Origin of the sequence: Paenibacillus taichungensis (genome assembly GCF_003287275.1) — a bacterium.
In the GTDB taxonomy this organism is placed as follows: domain Bacteria; phylum Bacillota; class Bacilli; order Paenibacillales; family Paenibacillaceae; genus Paenibacillus; species Paenibacillus taichungensis_A.
Genome location: NZ_QEVW01000026.1, coordinates 1 through 17669, shown reverse-complemented (window position 1 = coordinate 17669; position 17669 = coordinate 1). Strand labels below are relative to the sequence as shown.

Genomic DNA, 17669 nt, shown 5'->3' with positions numbered 1-17669 from the left:
GAAGAGACAGAAAGCATTAACATACAGATATAGCAAGTTTAGAAGACAAGCTCCAACGAAGTATAGAGAAATAGGAGGAAACCTACGATGACAAATACAACGAAGGCACCTGGAGAGACGAAAGTTGGCTTTATCGGTACAGGCGTAATGGGCAAAAGCATGGCAGGGCATATCCAGCAGGCAGGCTATCCGCTGCATGTCTATACGCGCACGGCCGCCAAAGCAGAAGCGTTGGTGAAGGAAGGTGCCGTATGGCATGACACACCAGGCAAACTGGCAGCCGAGTGTGATGTCATCATCACGATGGTGGGGTATCCGAAGGATGTTGAGGAGATTTATCTTGGTGAAGATGGTCTCGTGGCGAACGCCAAACCGGGCTCGTATCTGATTGATATGACCACGTCCAGTCCATTGCTGGCTGCTCGGATCTATGAAGCCGCGGAAGCGAAAGGACTGCATGCGTTGGATGCACCGGTTTCCGGTGGGGATATCGGAGCACGGGATGCCAAGCTGTCCATTATGGTTGGAGGTAGCACGGATGCCTTTGAAGCGGTTCGGCCGTTGTTCGAGCATATGGGCACCAATATTGTGCTGCAAGGCAAGGCGGGGGCAGGACAGCATACGAAAATGTGCAACCAGATCGCCATTGCTTCAGGCATGATGGGTGTGTGTGAGGCACTCGCTTATGCCAAGACATCCGGTCTGGACGCGGAGAATGTGCTGAAGAGCATCGCTACCGGTGCAGCCGGAAGCTGGTCGCTTAGCAATCTCGGTCCGCGCATGATCGCTGGCGATTATGAGCCTGGATTCTATGTGAAGCATTTTATCAAAGACATGGGTATCGCTCTCGAATCTGCCAAAGCCATGGGTATGAAGACGCCAGGGTTGGCCTTGGCTGAATCCTTGTATCAGGAAATATCCAGCAACGGTCTGGATGAGAAGGGTACACAGGTGCTTTACACATATTATTTGCAGGCTTAATCGTCACACCCAAGATACAGCGTGTTCTTTTTCTTCAATAGAAAGGAAAGGAATACGCTGTTCTTATAAAACCCCCTTCTCTCATGCGTCTAAAGTCACAGTATTGGTTAAAGAATTGAATATACTTTAGTTGAACAATGGATTTTTGGTCCTCTTCCCTTTATTTTTGCCCCTCTTTATCCGACATAAGTAATAGAAGTATACATAATGGATGTGCGAAACCCACACTACATAGAACGGAGCTTGCCCATGTTCAAAAAAATCCTGTCTCTGTTCAAGTCACAGCCAGAGCTCGCGAACCAGATCACAGCTTCCGCTTCATCTTTACCGTCAACGGCCCCTATTCCAACACGTATGGTCCGCAGCCGACGCAAAGCGAAATCGGATGGAGATTGGACCCGTCAGCCAGAGGAACCAAGCACTGCCCAGCAGCTGCATGCTCTTCCGGGTGAATACAAAGTTCTAAACGACTTGCTTGTTGCCAATACCAAGTCCCGCTCGGGTTATTCTTCGATTGATCATGTCGTCATCGGTCCGCGGGGGATCTTTGTGATTGAGACACGAAACCTGACTACAGGTGAGATTCGCGGCGGCCGAAGAGAAGCCAACTGGACAGTCAGCAGCAGCCGAATCAAGATGTACAACCCATTGATGCAGCACCGCGGGCATGTAGAGGCCATTCAGGCACACCTCGGCGATTATAAAAGAGTTCGTCTCGTCTCCATGGTGACCTTCACCAATCGCTGCCGGATCAGTGTTGATCCAGCTGTGCGGTATGTCAATTCGGATGAACTGATTATCTATGATCATGAATTGGTGGAGACCATTCTGCGCAAAACGGAAAGGCTTGAGACCGAAGTCCCCGAAACGTTGTATAAGGAACAGGATATTCAGGCAATCTACAACATGCTGTCCGCAGTCAACTCCACGGATCCCCAGATTCGGGCTGATCATATGGAGAAGGCCAAAGGCATTAAATAAGAGGAATCTGAACCTGCTGCATCATCCATGAACGATGAATTGAAACGAATAATGCAGCATATTAAGCGTACATATCAACACGGTTGTCCTTCATGGATAACCGTGTTTTTTTGTTCTCTCCGTATGTGAGAATTGGACAGCAAGAAATGCAGGCTAATATGCAGGCACATTGTCGTATACACCCAGTATTTAACTTATGATAAAATAAAGACCAGATTTCATAGTGATATATCCATGTTATCCGAAATACATTTATGGAATGAACTATTCATGGATTGAAGTAGAGGTTAATGTAACTCAGGTACATACATAAAATAAGGGGAAGATTACACAATGAGATGGAATCATAGAATCAAGATGTTCACAGCCATTTTCAGCTTGGCTGCCATATTGACTGCATGTGGCGGTGGGGCGAAAGAAGCAACAACGAAGGAGTCTGCTCAGGATGCTGGCACGCTAGCTACAGCGACCAACAGCTCGGACACATCAATGACAGACTCGTCGGCAGCAGATACCAATGCTGAAGGCTCTGAGGTCACCTCTTCAACTTCCGATACAGCGGGGTCTTCGCCTGAAGAAGGCAAGATCGGAGTGGGCTCTACACTGGAGGAATTGAAGCAGCAGTATGCAGACAAGCTTGGCTATATCCGTGTCCCACTTAATGATCATCCGGTGCGTAGGGTAAGTGAAAAAGGCTCCAAAAATATTAATATCGCCAACTATAGTGATGCGGTAGTGAATATGAACACAGGTATTCCGATTCATTCCGATTCACAGCGTTTGATCGATGATGCCTTTCCTTTTTTTACAACCGTTCAGGCACCGGAAGTCTCCTATGTATCATGGGAAGAAGCAACCAATCTGGAGCGTGCCATGGTGAAGACGTTGTTTATCTCTCGTCAGGCGCTGCTACTCACGGAGGATGCCATGAAGAACAAGGATTACACAAGCCAGTCCTTTACGGACTCAATGGAATTTTTCAAGAATGCAGCAGAGTTCGACTCGATGGCACCTGTCGCGCAGCATACGTATGACATCACTTTAACGAAACTTTACGATAAAGCCCGCGACGTGTGGGGCAAGCTGGCTGCAATTGATCCGGAACAGGACGAAGCTGCATTTGCCGAGAAGTATACTGAAGCCAGAACAGAAGCGAATAACGTGATGGGGCTGCTGAATATTTTGCTATCTGCCAATGAAGAAGAACGTTTGGAGCAGACATACGGTAAATAAATATGATGTATCGTTGTAAGAGTATGTTTGGTGTAACTGGAACATATCAAAAAAAATCATAAACCAAAATCATCGCTCCTGGGCAATCTGCCCAGGTTTTTTGTTGCAGATGAATGTTCACTCCAAGTCTAATTCAGGTTAATAATAAGAAGGAAAGAAGATATTAGCGATTTGAAGGTTCAAAATGCGATATAATAAGCGTATTGGATACGTGAAATTTTACATAGAGTTATGGAAAGAGACTAACGGAGCTGGCTGCGTGTACATACCGAATCGTCACGAAGATTAGACGCTCTGGGCCGGAGGAATGTAAATGATCAAGCTGTTGTACTACTTGAAGAAGTATCGAGTCGCCGCCATCGCAGCACTGGTCATGATGCTGATTGAATTGACGGTCGAACTGGCTCAACCCTATTTAATCTCGAAGATCATTGATAACGGTATCCAGCAAGGAGATCTGTCAGTGGTTTGGCTATGGGGTGGGGTGCTTGTGGGCAGTGCCGTCGTGGCGTTTGCCGCGGGTATTGCGAGTTCTTTTTTTGCGTCACATGCGAGCCTCGGCTTCGGTTACGATCTGCGGGAGAAGCTGTATGATAAAGTGCAAGCGTTCTCTTATGCAGTGTTTAACCGTTTTGCCACATCATCCCTGATTACCCGATTGACCGGGGATGTTACACAGGTGCAGGATACGGTGTTTATGAGTCTGCGATTCATGACGCGTGTGCCGCTGGTGGTGATTGGGAGCATGATTATGGCGGTAGTGGTGAATCCGAAGTTGGGTCTGCTGCTCGTTGTGATGGTGCCTGTGCTGCTCGTGTTTGTTATCTGGATGATCAAAAAGGCAGCGCTGCTGTTCCGCAATGTGCAGCGCAGACTGGATGCCGTTAACGGTGTCATCCAGGAAAATCTGACAGGCATTCGGCTGATCCGTGTCTTCGTCCGGATGGGCCACGAGATTGAACGCTTCGCCGGGTATAGCGGCAAGCTGATGAAGGGCACAATCTCCGCGCTGCGCTTGACGGAGACGACGATGCCATTCATGTTGCTCATGATGAATGGCTGCATCATCGCTGTGCTATGGTTTGGACGACGTGACATCACTACCGGAAGTGCAACCGTGGGTGAAGTGGTCGCCGTCATTAACTATCTGCTTCGCACCATTGGCGCCATGTCTGCACTGTCATGGATTCTGGTGACTTTCTCCAGAGCGAGTGCTTCGGCACAGCGGCTTAATGAAGTGTTTGATACGGAGGAAGTCTCGGAAGCAGGTCAATCGATGGAAACAGACCGTTCTGCACAAACGGGTAAAGGGAAAGGCAATTCTGTTATCCAGGGTGCAGTTGATTTTCGGGGTGTAGGATTCAGCTATCCGGGCAGTGAAATTACCGTGCTGGAGGACATTACATTCTCAGCCAAACGAGGTGAGCGAATCGCCATCATGGGAGCGACGGGCTCCGGTAAATCCTCACTGGTACAGCTCATACCAAGGCTTTATACCGAAGATCAAGGCAACGTGCGTATCGATGGTAATGATGCAGAACGGTTGGACATTTCCACATTACGCGGAGCCATTGGTTATGTGCCGCAGGAGGTGGTCCTCTTTACCGGATCGGTACGCGATAACATCGCCTGGGGGCGGGAGGACGCAACGCTCGAAGAGATTAAGGAAGCAGCGCGGCGTGCCCAAATTCACGAGACTATTGAGAAGCTGCCGAATGGCTACGATACACAACTGGGACAGCGGGGAGTTAATCTTTCGGGTGGACAGAAGCAGCGGCTCTCGATTGCCCGTGCATTGATTCGTCGTCCAAGCATCTTGATTCTGGATGACAGTACAAGTGCTCTCGATGTAGCCACGGAAGCAAAGCTGCTGGGTGCACTGGAAGAGCTGTCGTGTACAACGTTCATTATTACGCAGAAGATCAGTTCAACCACCTCTGCGGATCTGATTCTGCTGTTGGACGATGGACGTCTGATTGGACAGGGGAAACATGAGGATCTGATGGATTCATCCGAACTGTATCGCCGAATCTATGAATCACAATACGGGGAGGGTACACCACATGTTCAAAGCATTCATTGAACCTTTCCGTCAGCCCCCACCACCGATTGATCCCGAGACGCTGAAGGCAGGTGGAGGTCGCAAACCGAAGGCACGGGCGAAGAACTGGTCCGGTACGTTAGGCCGGATCTGGGCGTATCTGGCCCGTCGCAAGGTCAAGCTGACGATGGTGCTGCTGATGGTATTTGCCAGTTCCGCACTTGCTTTGCTTGGACCGTATATGGTTGGTGTAGCTGTGGATAAATTCATTGATGGAGAAGCAACGAGTTCCAGCTGGACGACATTTTTATTGGGGCTGGTGGCCGTCTATGTTCTCTTCTCGCTGACGTCATGGCTGCAAAATATATGGATGATTGAAATTGCACAGGAGACCGTGTTCCGCATGCGGTATGATCTGTTCTCCCATCTGCACAAACTGCCGATTCCATTCTTCGGCAAGCGTCAGCAGGGGGAGATCATGAGCCGGGTTACCAACGACATTGAGAATGTAAGCGGTACGCTGAACAGCTCGGCCATTCAGATTTTCTCCAGTGTGTTAACACTAATCGGAACGTTTGGCGTGATGCTCTGGTTAAGTCCGCTGCTGACCTTGCTTACATTTATCGTCGTACCGCTGATGGCCATTGGCATGCGCTGGATTACGCGTAGAACCGGCCCATTGTTCAAGCAGCGTCAACGTAATCTCGGCGAACTTAATGGGTACATTGAGGAAACCTTGTCCGGACAGAAGATTATCAAGGCTTTCTCGCAAGAGGAACGGGTCATTCGCGGGTTTGAGGAACGAAATACGAAAATCCGGTTGTCTGGTTTCTGGGCACAGACCATCTCCGGTTTTATTCCAAAGCTGATGAATGGCCTGAACAACCTGAGCTTTGCGATTGTCGCAGGCATCGGCGGGATCTTGGCGATTCAAGGTTCCGTTACAGTCGGCGTGATTATCATTTTCGTAGAATATGCCCGTCAGTTTACCCGTCCGCTCAACGATCTGGCCAACCAGTGGAACACGTTGCTGTCTGCGATTGCTGGGGCAGAGCGCGTGTTCGAGGTATTGGATGAGGATGAAGAAGCGAAGGATGAAGGCGCAGCAGTATCTCTTGAAAAGGTAGAGGGAGCCGTGCGCTTCGACAAGGTATCCTTTGGATACGATGAAGGACGCAATATTTTGCATGAAATTAACTTTGAAGCCAAGCCGGGCGAGATGATTGCTCTGGTAGGTCCGACCGGGGCAGGGAAAACAACATTGATTCAGCTGTTATCCCGCTTCTATGATCCTACATCCGGTACACTAACGGTGGATGGACGTGACATTACGACCATTCGGCGCGAGAATTTGCGCTCACATATGGCATTTGTTCTTCAAGATTCATTCCTGTTCCAGGGCACGATTCGGGAAAATATCCGTTTCGGCCGCCTGGATGCGACCGACGAAGAGGTGGAAGCTGCTTCGAGGCTGGCAAATGCCCATTCGTTCATCATACGGATGAAGGATGGGTATGACAAAGTGCTTCAGGCCGACGGAAGTGGCATCAGTCAGGGACAGAAGCAGCTACTTGCGATTGCCCGGGCAATTCTGGCTGATCCGTCCATCCTTGTATTGGACGAGGCGACCAGCAGTATCGATACCGTCACGGAGATCAAAATCCAGGAAGGGCTGCAGCGCCTAATGCAAGGCCGCACCAGCTTTGTTATCGCTCACAGGCTGAACACGATCCGCCAAGCCGATCGTATTCTTGTACTGAAGGATGGTCAGCTCTTGGAGCAAGGTTCGCATGACGCATTGCTCGAACAAGGTGGCTTCTACAGCGAACTGTATTACAGTCAGCTGCGGAACAAGGCGCAATAGAATAAAAAAGAGCGAGTAACTGAACCTCAAAAGGGTTCGAGTACTTGCTCTTTTTGCTGCTACAAGTCGGACATCCCAGTTTCTTGAGCAACTATGGAAGATAGATCATCTGTGATAACATCCCTCTGGATGACTATTTTCCCTCTCATATTCCGGGTGTCGTAATATTTATGAGCTTCGGCTACACCTTGGCGGGTAAAGGGGAATACGTTGTCTACATGTATATCGAGCTTATTCGTCTGAATCCATTGGATAAACGCTTCCCAGTCGTTAGCATTGGGGCTGATTAAGGCAAACTGGGCATCAATTCCTCGGATGAGAGGTTGCTTAACAATCGCCGGATTTACAAGGGAAATGAACGTCCCATTATTCTTTAATATGCTGTAATTTTTCAGTTCTGTTGCTCCGATTCCCGTGACTTTATCGACAACCGGGTCGCGAACCATATCCAGCACGACATCAACAGGACTCAAAATCTCAGCAAAGTCGGTTGTTGTATAATCAATGACTTCGTCGGCACCGAGCTGAAGAACAAATGAATGATTATGGGCCCGAGCCGTGGTGATCACATAAGCGCCGTGTTGTTTGGCTAATTGTATGGCGATATGTCCTACGCCACCTGCACCGGCGTGGATCAGAATACGCTGTCCCGGCTGCAGTTTACCATAGTGAAATAAGGCTTGCCAGGCCGTCGTGCCGGACGCAGAGACCGAAGCAGCTTCTGCATCGGAAAGGGACTGCGTTATCACAGCAAGATCGGATTCTTCCACTGCGACATATTCAGCGTAACCACCTCCTGTACGAGACACCGCAATAACGCGATCCCCGGTTTGTACACGAGTAACCTTTTCCCCTGTGGCCACGACGATTCCAGTTATATCGACTCCAAGAACATAAGGGAATTGGGTGGGCATGAAATGCCTGAATGTTCCGCTCCTAATCAGTTGATCCGCTGAAGATACTGTGGTCGCCTTCATCTCCACGAGCACCTGTGTATCACTAATATGTGGTATATCGCGCTCCTGCTCCGCAAAAACCTCCGAGCCTCCGTAATTTTCTATCACTACTGCTTTCATCATAGTCCTCCATTCGGTATTGCTGGCTGTCAGTTGATTTGTTCCCAGCCGTTCAATATAATGATCGTACTTATAATGGGATTGGACGACAATTGTTAAAACAGTGGAATGTGTATAATATTGAACACAATCTACTGTTTTGTTCAAACTCAGATCCGATAATAAAAGGAGTAAAAATGGACAGAAGAATACAAAAATCACGTGAATCGATTATAGAGGCCTTTATTCAACTGCTGTCCGAAAAAAATTTCGAGCAAATCACGATTAATCAAATTGCAGAGCGAGCGAATGTAAGTCGCGGAACGGTTTATTTGCATTTTATGGACAAGTTTGATTTGTTGGATCAGTGTATAAAATCCCATTTGGTGGAACTGATCGAGAGCAGTCTCTTCTGCGGAGTCACTGGCATATTTCCTTCCAAAGAAGCTCTGCTGCACAGTTTTCGGTATCTGAAAGAACATGACCTATTCTATGGTGCAGTGTTGGCTGATCAAAGTGTTCCGGAATTTCGAACTCGCTTGCAAGCTGCTCTGTTGAGAGGACTGGATAAACAAATCGACATGAGTGGCATCAATCAGGGAAGGAACAAGGGGATTATGATTCAATTCCTTGCTTCCGCGCTGGCTGGCATGATTGAATGGTGGATTACCTCAGCCGAACCGTACTCCGTAGAAGAATTGGTTGATGAATTATGGATTCTGATGGAACGCAATCAAATGACACCTGTGCCTCACGTATAGGACAGAGTTGCTGCGGTTTACTGATTGTTGTGTTCGGTTGATAGATAGTTATCATCAAAAAAAAGAAAGAGCAGGAATGAAGGGCGCTGTGGCCCTTATTCCTGCTCTTTTCATGTCATGCCGTTTACTTCGTTACACTGCTCAGCTTGAAAGAGCCGTCGGTCAGCTTGTTTGTATTGGCAAAGTCTAAGCCAGGTTTATTCGTTTCCGGGTCAATGATCGCAATCGCGATATCATAGGTTCCGGCAGCAAGACCGGAGACCGGAATGGAATCGGTCAGGGTGTAGGTACCCGTTTTCCACGTGGTCAGATTAACGGTTGTTGTTTTCTTGGCGACCACGGTATTGCCGCTGCGAAGCTGAATTTCAACCGGCCAGGCAAACGGGAAGTGCTGTACACCTTTATTCTCCACTTTAATGGTTGTTGTAAAGGTGTTTCCGCTAATGGTGGATGGGTGCGAGATTTCCTTCACCACAAAGTGGTAACCCATTCGTTTCTTGAGTGCATCAATATTGGCCTGTAAGGCATGATTCAGAGGAAGCGAGGCAGGGGAATTCGGACCCAGCCAACTTGGTTTACTTAGCTCCGTTTGACGTAACGTTTCCGTAAATCCACTACCGGTGGTTAATGCTGCAAGCATGCCGGAAGCTCCCCCGTAAAATTCGCCGCCTGAGATCCGTGTCTCCCAGAAGTTCGCATGTGCTGGCTGCTGTTGGCCGATGTCATCCCAATAGCCATTCTGGGTGCCTGTATACCAGCCCCAATCGGCATCGAAGCTGTCTTTATGTCCAAACACATCGTTGAACATGCCCATGACCATGCCTTTATTATTGGTTTTGGCGAGGGCGATACTGCGCCGGATCAGAACCTGCATTTTGTCCTCTTTGCCGGCAAAAGCATCGATATAATGCTGGACATACTTGTTCGAGATGTCATTGGTAGGGAAAGCGCCTGTGTAATTGGTCTCCCCATTTGGTCCGACATAAGGCCATGTATGGAACTCGCCCCAGTGTCCGAGAGAACCGATCTGGACAAAGGCGACCGGACGATCATTGGTGTTGTATCTTGCGGCAATGGCCTCAATGGCTAATTTGTGGCGTTCTTGCAGATAGGTGGAGTTGTAGTTCGGAGAGAAGCCCATGTTGTTTCCCGCACCCATGCCTCCGGTGGTATCGTTGTATACGGTTCCCGGGGATTCACCGCGGGCAATCATGTCATTGTAGAGCCAGTCGGGAATATCCCTGTGAGCCTGTCCTGTCGGGCTGTCCAGAATGAAGCGGAACACCACTTTGACGCCTTTACTTTTCCAGTAGGCAAAATTGTTGGCGGCTTCAATTGCACTAAAATCATATGTGCCCTTGGTAGATTCAAGCTCCTTCCAAGTCACTCCGGCATATACGAGCCTGTGTGGCTGTGCATAGGTTGTGCTCTTGGCCGAAGGCGCCCAGCCTTTGAATGGGTTGTTGAGTGGGCTGTCCAGCTCTACGGGAGTCACCACGGTATTGTTCCCTGTACCGCCACCTGATCCAGCCGAGGTCAGAAGGTAAGCGGGCAGTGTTTGTCCAGCCGCGGGCAATCTCGATGTATCCGAGCTGTTGTCGATGTACCCGACTCGCACTGTGCTGCCTGCACTGATTTGCAGTGTAGAGAGAGGAATAGCGACCTCAATGACGGTGGAGCTGCGATAGAATTGGGAGCTGGTCAACGTGCTGTTGAAGTTCCAGACCCAGTCGGTCCCGCTGCCGCCATAGCGGTATAACCCCGTATTTTCAAGCAGCCACTCCACTCCTGTAACTCCCCAGCCCGCAGCCTGGTAACCAGTTGAAGTATTGTTATCGGTATTGATCCAGAAGTTGCCCATCGTTGTACTCAGACCAGAGCCTTGAATAAGCAGATAGAGGTTGGTTCCATCATTGGTCGCCTTGAGCGTCTGGGCAGTGCCGCTATTGGTGGTGAGGGCACTAACGCTGCTCCAGTCGCTGATGTTGCCATCAATGGTGATGGTTGCAGCAGAGGCTTTGGGCAAGGCTCCCGCAGGCAATAGCAGAGTAATCATAAGGACAAAAGCCAAAAATAGTCCAAAGCTCCGCTTGCTTTGATCCAATAATCTTGTCATGGTATTTCCTCCTGAATAATGGATTTTGAATGATAACTCGTTATGCCCACCCCGAATTTCTTTATGAGGGGAGAGTTAGGAGAGCTCAACTCCTTTCTAATCCACATGAAGTGGCGGGATATTGACGTTTTATGTGAGAGTCGTGGTAGTAATTGGGGGATAAACAATTGAAAAGATGTAATTTTAGTTTGCGGCAAAAATAAAATGTGCTTTCAGTTCTTGGATTCCGTATCTAAATTGCATTATAGGGGATGGATACAGGAGATTCAACAGATATTTTTCCAGAATTTATTGTGTTTTCTATTGAAAATAAGCGTGTTTCATTGAATTTTGAACATGAGTATTGATAGATTTGAATATTATATTTGCCGCAAATAAAAATGGATACAAATTAAAGTATATGATAATACAACAAAAATGTAAACGCTTAATTTATGGTGAATAAAGAGTTATACTGTTTAGTAGTATGTAAAATACGCTGTAAATATGTTGCCGCAAAATAATTTAAAATTTAGCCAAAATCAATTGACAAGGGATTAAAACTATTTTACTATCGTTACATAGTCACAGTCCTGTTAGATTTCTTAACATCGAATTGGCTTCATGGCATTTGCCGCAAATTTACGAGCAACGGAGAGTGTAAGCATGGGAAAGATAAAGATGGCTTTTATCGGTGTAGGAGACATGGGGTCACATCATTGCATTGGTTTTGATTTGCTCGAGGATAGTGAGGTTCGTTATATCTGTGATATGAATGAAGCCAATGTGGCACGTACGCTGGCTGAACTTAAGAACAGTAATCCCACCATTGTTAGCGATTATCGTGAACTGCTTGCCAAGGAAGATTTGGATGCGGTGGTCATCAGTGTACCGAACTATTTGCATCGTGAAGTGGCAGTCGCTTTTCTGGAAGCGGGCAAGCATGTATTCCTGGAGAAACCGGTCGCCCATACCATTGAGGACTGTGATGCCATTATAGAAGCGGCTGAAGCCTCGGGAGGGGTTTTGCAGATCGGATTGGTTTATCGGTATTCGAATCTGTATCGCCGAATGGAGAAGGAATTGGAGAACGGGCGCCTTGGTGACGTGAAATTGATGTGGTGCAAGGAATTCCGTGACCCGTTCCCACCTGCGGATTGGTTCTATGACAAGACCAAGTCTGGGGGAGCGATTGTGGAGAAGGATTGTCATCACTTCGACATTTTCAACTGGATGATCCAGGCGAAGCCTGTCCGCGTGTTTGCCTCTGGAGGCCAGCATGTCATGAAGCAAGGAGAGCCTAATCGAATTCAGAATTCATACAGTCACTATCCGACGAAAGAAATTTCGGATACCTCCATCGTGGACCATGCCTTTATCACCATTGATTATGATAACGGTAGCAAGGCCAATCTGGGCCTGTGCATGTATTTGAAACCGCGCAATCTGATGGGAGAAGGGCTTGAGATTGGCCTGATCGGAGAGAACGGCGGCCAGATGGTGGCCCGTAATGACAAGACGATTGATATCGTTGGCGGACAGGACTGGACGAAGGACCATCTGGAGATTGATGTGACGTCGGATTCCATTATGGGTGGACATACCGGTGGACAGACCCAACGCATTGATTTTCTGAAATGTGTACAGGAAGGCAGACAGCCTTTTGCTAGTGCGCAGGTTGGTCGTAACGCGCTGCTTATTGCCCTGGCGGCAGAGAAATCTATTTTGGAAGAACGGTACGTCTATTTAGAAGAAATTTCAGGCTGAGGGGTGTCATCATGAACAGGTTGAGAAAATATGACACACTGCTGTTTTTTCTCTTCATTTTGCCTTGGATTATCGGATTTATTACCTTTTTCCTGTTTCCTTTCGGGACTTCGGTCTTCTACGCTTTTACGGATGCGAGACTTCCGGGAGCGACCAACTTCAATTTTGTCGGTATTGATAATTTTACACACATGATGGATGATCCCATCTTCTTGAAAAGCTTGATGAACACGATGTTTTTCGTTGTATTCGGTGTTCCGATCGTAACGGCGGGTATGCTCGGTCTGGCGATGCTGCTTAATTTTAATGTCAAAGGTATTGCCTTGTTCCGCACCTTCTTCTATTTACCGACCCTGGTGCCCATTGTGGCAACGGTTATTATCTGGCGGCTGGTGTTCAACTCCGAATTCGGCATCCTGAACGCCGGACTTGGCGCGCTGGGTATAGGCAAAGTGGACTGGATTGGCGGGGAGCACACGATCAAGCCGGTCATCATCATGCTTCAGGTCTGGATCTCGGGCAGTGGAGTACTGATCTTCCTGGCTGCACTGAAAAATGTACCCCGACATTTGTATGAAGCTGCTGCCATTGACGGTGCAAGCGGGATTCGCCGATTTTTCCAAATTACGCTGCCGATGATCAGTCCTTCCATCCTGTTTGTCATCATTATTCAGACAATGTATAACTTTCAGATGTTTACGGAAGCACTGCTGCTATCCAAGGGTGGTCCGAACTACTCTGCGTATACGTTTGTCTACAATATATACAAGTCGGCCTTTACCGATCTGAAATTCAGCATGGCGATGACGCAGTCGATTTTCCTGTTTGCCGTGATCTCGCTTGTCACCCTGATCCTGATGAAAGTATCGAACCGCTTTGTGTATTACGAGGGAGAACGATAGGAGGAGAGTTACATGAACAGCCGAAAAATAGCGGTAAAAGCGTCCCAATATACCATGCTGATTGTAGCATTAATGCTGTTCGCAGGGCCTCTAGTATGGATGCTCTCGACCATGCTGAAAACCAAAGCGGAAACCTACAAGGTACCTCCAACCATCCTGCCAGACACATTCAGTCTGGAAGCCTTTGAACGGTTGTTCGCTGTACAGCCGATGATGTGGCAGTGGATTCAGAACTCATTTATCATTTCCTTTTTTGTTGCGGCGGGAGCGGTGGTGTCCAGTTCACTTGTCGCTTACGGTTTCTCCCGTTTTGCAACGAAGTATCGGAATATTCTGTTCCCGGTCGTGCTTGTTACCTTAATGATTCCTCCATCCATTATGATGATTCCCTCGTACGTCCTTTTTTCCAAGCTGAACTGGATTGACACCTGGTTGCCGCTCATTGTTCCAGCCTGGCTAGGAGGCGCCTATTATATCTTCCTGTTCCGACAGTTTTTCATGACCATTCCCCAGGAGCTGGATGAGGCTACATATCTCGATGGCGGCAATCGCTGGACGGTATATGCACGAGTCATTATGCCGCTGTCCAAACCTATTATTATGACGACCATTATTTTTGCCTTTGTGAATTCCTGGCTCGATTTTCTGGGGCCGTTCCTGTATATCAAAAACGCAGAAATGTTCACGCTGAGTGTGGGCTTGCAGCTGCTGATTGGTCAGACGAGCCAGGATTTGCCGGCGCTCGCTGCGGGTGCATTTATAAGTATTGTACCTATCGGTCTGCTGTATCTGTTTGCACAACGTTATATCGTCGAGGGGGTGGTGCTTACGGGCACCAAAGGGTAGAGTGGCTGCCTGCTTTCCGGTTTTCAGGTGAACAGGACTTATTGATAAGACTTAAAGGGGAGCTGTGTATATGAGAGCGAAGAGTAAACGGCTATTCAATGTATGGGCACTTGTACTTGCTACAATGGTGGTGATCAGTGGATGTGGAAATGGGGGATCGTCCGAAAACGCCGACTCTTCTGGTTCAGGCAGCAGTCAGAGTGAACCTGTAACGATCACATACTCTCAGTGGGGGACGGCAGAAGAGCTTCATCGTACACAGGAACTGCTGGATCAGTTCATGAAGGCCAATACCGATATTAAGGTCAAACTCGAAGGCAAGGATTGGGGCAGCTACTGGGACGGACTAACAGCGAATGCAGCTGGGGGCACACTTCCGGACGTGTTCAAAACGAGTTATGCATACGTGGAGAAATACGCCGAGCTGGGCATTTTCAAGGAATTGGACGGCTTGCTCGCGGAAAATCAGTTTGATCTGAACAATGTGGACAAAAGTCTGCTCGGCCTTCATCAATACCAGGGTAAACAAGTATCCCTACCTATCGATGCCAACGTCATCGTATGGTATTACAACAAAGCGATCTTTGAGAATGAAGCCACGAATCCTCATAAAGCTCCCGTTCCATCGCTTGAGCCAACGTGGGATGAAATTACCGACATTGCAACCAAGCTGACGCTGGATAAGAACGGGAAAAGCGCAGACGAAGCGGGTTTTGACGCAGGAAACATTGTGCAGTGGGGCTTGTCCATTTCACCAGGGTCAACGATGGATTGGTTCCTGGAGCCGGAGTTGTGGTCCAACGGTGCGAAACTGGTGAATGACGATGGCTCCCTGGCACTTGAGACACCTGAAGCGATGGAAGTGCTGAACTATTTTATCGACTTGACCAAAAATAAAAAGATCAACACCACACCTGCACAGATTGAAGGTTTGGGTGGACAGGTGAATCTTGCGATTACGACATCCAAAGTAGCGATGAATCCGGGTGGCAGCTGGAATACAACCAACTACCAGGAGGCTGGTGTGGATTATGGTATCTCCTATTTGCCGAAATTCAAAACGAACCAAACCGTTGTTCAGCCAGCAGGTCTTGCCATCAGCTCCAATACAAAACATGAAGAGGCGGCTTACAAGCTGCTGGCTTGGCTGGCAGGTCCGGAAGGTCAGACAGAACTGGCGAAGCAGGGATACTCGATTCCGGCGAACAAGGCCGCAGCGGATGCTTATATTGCCACTGTAGGTGAAGATAATAAAATCTTCCTGGATGCGCAGCAGTATGGCATTGTATCTCCCTTTACAACCAAGAAAACCGATCTGGTCTGGACGTATGGTGAGCAATCACTCAAACTTCCGCTTGCCGGAGATGGTGATCTGAACGCAGCACTTAAGGATTTGGCCTCCAAGATGCAATAAGCAGATATAGAGGTGACAATGTTTCATACGTTTTCTTAAAAAGGGTTAAAATTGCGGCAGTTATGGGGGACAGCAAGCTCCCTGACTGCCGCTATTATTTTATAAAAGACTGCGCCCGTGCACCATATCATTGACTTCTGGCCAGTAGAAATATAGAATTATATTTGCCGCAAATTTGTGTTAGCTGAGATGAAATTGCCCCAATACGAATGGGGTTTAAATACATAGGTAGAGGAAAGGTGGGGACTTCACATGGCAAAATTGAAGGATATTGCAGACCGCGTTGGTGTATCGATCTCTACCGTTTCACGTGTGATGAAGAACGATGTCAATCGATCGGTCAGCGATGAAACCCGCAAAAAAATATGGGACACCGCTGAGGAACTGGGCTACCGTTCACAGCGTCCGGCCAAGAAGAAAAAGGTTCAGCCCAAGACGGCATATGCGATTGGCTGTGTGGTAGCCATTCCCCAAAATAAATACAACAGTCCGTATTTCTCAGTCATTATGGAAGGCATTGAGAAGCAGCTTGCTGAAGCGGGCATGCGTCTGGAATTTGTGTACAGCATCGAAAATGACGGGGATATCGTACAGCTGCAGTCTCTGGTGAAGGAACATCAGATTGATGGCATGATTGTGGTGGAACGGATTGATCCGGAAGCCTATCGCTGGCTTAAGACCAATGTACGGACTGTTGTGGGTGTGGATATTACGGACCCGGATATTCCGGTCGTCGGTTATGATCGTGAAGAGGCTGCGAGGGAAGCAACGAATCATCTGATTGCCCAAGGGCATCGGATCATTGCCTACATTGGCGGAGCAGAATTCAAGAATGATTTTCTGGAGGAAAAACGATTTCTTGGTTATCGGCGTGCCATGACTGATGCGGGATTACCTATTGATAATGACTGGGTGATCGATGTGAAATGGGATGTTTCGCTAAGTTATGAATTGACCAAGCAGGCATTTACCAATAATGCGAACAGACCTACGGCTATTTTTGCAGCCAGTGATATGATGGCGATTGCGGCCATGCGTGCTGCAACCGAACAGGGGCTCCGCATTCCGGAGGATATCGCCTTTTTTGGGGTAGATAATATTGAAATATCCGAATTCACCTCTCCGCCGCTATCGACCATCCATGTACCCAAGCTGGAGATGGGTATGTTCGCGGTGAAACAGCTGCTCGATTATCTGGATCATTCGTATGAAGTGGCAGTCAAAATGATCGTCCCGTACCGCTGTATATTCCGCCAGTCTTCCAATGGCAAGCGAGAAATGTAAATCCTATATCAGATCAACTAGGTGCCTAAAATATAGTAGCTTCTATCAAAAGAGTTCCCTTGTCCGGGTTTGGACGAAGGAAACTCTTTTTTTGCTGAAAAGGGAGTGCATCACTGTGTGACTTAGCCTATAAAAGGATCAGTTATTCATCCATAAGTGTGCGTATTTTGGCGATATCAAGGTGTATTCATGTTTTCTATAATACAACCGGAAGTATAAGTATGTCGTAATTCGCCAATAGGACCCAGAATGATAATTCAAGTATACAGCAGTCTAAATAGTCAGCTTTCTTTCCATTAAGCTAACGGGCGGTTTTGCTGAATAGATCTGCTGAGTATGTGGAGCATCTGGCCTCTCACAGTTGGTTGCGGACAAGAAAGATAAAAATCGTAAGGTAAAGGAGAAATCTGGAAAATACGATTGCGATCAAAAACTACCCATGACG

13 protein-coding genes are annotated in these 17669 nt (G+C 47.9%); 11 read left to right on the top strand and 2 right to left on the bottom strand.

The window, feature by feature from the left end:
- The first annotated feature begins 87 nt into the window (after nt 1-87).
- The 5 genes from DC345_RS28945 to DC345_RS28925 all read left to right on the top strand — a co-directional run bounded on the left by DC345_RS28945 (nt 88) and on the right by DC345_RS28925 (nt 7100).
- Nucleotides 88-981 (top strand): NAD(P)-dependent oxidoreductase, encoded by an 894-nt coding sequence (locus DC345_RS28945; RefSeq protein ID WP_113056069.1) that lies wholly within the window; start codon nt 88-90, stop codon nt 979-981.
- A gap of 249 nt (nt 982-1230) precedes the next feature.
- The gene (locus tag DC345_RS28940; RefSeq protein WP_113056068.1) at nt 1231-1962 is read left to right on the top strand and encodes a nuclease-related domain-containing protein; all 732 of its coding nucleotides are present in this window, start codon (nt 1231-1233) and stop codon (nt 1960-1962) included.
- 333 nt (nt 1963-2295) lie between these two features.
- Complete coding sequence (locus DC345_RS28935; protein WP_113056067.1) at nt 2296-3195, top strand: hypothetical protein; 900 nt, start codon at nt 2296-2298, stop codon at nt 3193-3195.
- A gap of 313 nt (nt 3196-3508) precedes the next feature.
- Nucleotides 3509-5278 carry an ABC transporter ATP-binding protein gene (locus DC345_RS28930; protein WP_113056066.1) on the top strand — a complete coding sequence of 590 codons (1770 nt, stop codon included), beginning with the start codon at nt 3509-3511 and terminating at the stop codon, nt 5276-5278.
- Nucleotides 5259-7100, top strand: a complete 1842-nt coding sequence (locus DC345_RS28925) for an ABC transporter ATP-binding protein (RefSeq protein ID WP_113056065.1) — start codon at nt 5259-5261, stop codon at nt 7098-7100. Before DC345_RS28930 ends, DC345_RS28925 begins: the two co-directional genes overlap by 20 nt.
- 59 nt (nt 7101-7159) lie before the next feature.
- Here DC345_RS28925 and DC345_RS28920 read toward each other — a convergent pair whose 3' ends face one another.
- A complete protein-coding gene (locus DC345_RS28920) occupies nt 7160-8176 on the bottom strand; it encodes an NADP-dependent oxidoreductase (protein WP_113056064.1) in 1017 nt (338 codons plus the stop codon).
- A 176-nt stretch (nt 8177-8352) separates the two neighbouring features.
- Here DC345_RS28920 and DC345_RS28915 point away from each other — a divergent pair, with 176 nt between their 5' ends.
- Nucleotides 8353-8916: a TetR/AcrR family transcriptional regulator gene (locus DC345_RS28915; RefSeq protein ID WP_113056063.1), complete on the top strand. Its 564-nt coding sequence runs from the start codon at nt 8353-8355 to the stop codon at nt 8914-8916.
- A 124-nt stretch (nt 8917-9040) separates the two neighbouring features.
- Here DC345_RS28915 and DC345_RS28910 read toward each other — a convergent pair whose 3' ends face one another.
- Nucleotides 9041-11032 carry a DUF4832 domain-containing protein gene (locus tag DC345_RS28910; protein ID WP_113056062.1) on the bottom strand — a complete coding sequence of 664 codons (1992 nt, stop codon included), beginning with the start codon at nt 11030-11032 and terminating at the stop codon, nt 9041-9043.
- Nucleotides 11033-11677: 645 nt separating this feature from the next.
- On the opposite strand from DC345_RS28910, the gene DC345_RS28905 reads away from it, so the two are divergent.
- From DC345_RS28905 to DC345_RS28885, 5 genes are all read left to right on the top strand, one after another.
- Complete coding sequence (locus DC345_RS28905; protein ID WP_113056061.1) at nt 11678-12778, top strand: Gfo/Idh/MocA family protein; 1101 nt, start codon at nt 11678-11680, stop codon at nt 12776-12778.
- 11 nt (nt 12779-12789) lie between these two features.
- Nucleotides 12790-13680 carry a carbohydrate ABC transporter permease gene (locus DC345_RS28900; RefSeq protein WP_072735121.1) on the top strand — a complete coding sequence of 297 codons (891 nt, stop codon included), beginning with the start codon at nt 12790-12792 and terminating at the stop codon, nt 13678-13680.
- A gap of 12 nt (nt 13681-13692) precedes the next feature.
- Complete coding sequence (locus DC345_RS28895) at nt 13693-14526, top strand: carbohydrate ABC transporter permease (protein WP_099855528.1); 834 nt, start codon at nt 13693-13695, stop codon at nt 14524-14526.
- 70 nt (nt 14527-14596) lie between these two features.
- Nucleotides 14597-15940: an ABC transporter substrate-binding protein gene (locus tag DC345_RS28890; protein ID WP_053784042.1), complete on the top strand. Its 1344-nt coding sequence runs from the start codon at nt 14597-14599 to the stop codon at nt 15938-15940.
- 252 nt (nt 15941-16192) lie between these two features.
- Nucleotides 16193-17224, top strand: coding sequence for a LacI family DNA-binding transcriptional regulator (locus DC345_RS28885; RefSeq protein ID WP_113056060.1), 1032 nt, complete (start codon nt 16193-16195; stop codon nt 17222-17224).
- Nucleotides 17225-17669 lie beyond the last annotated feature (445 nt).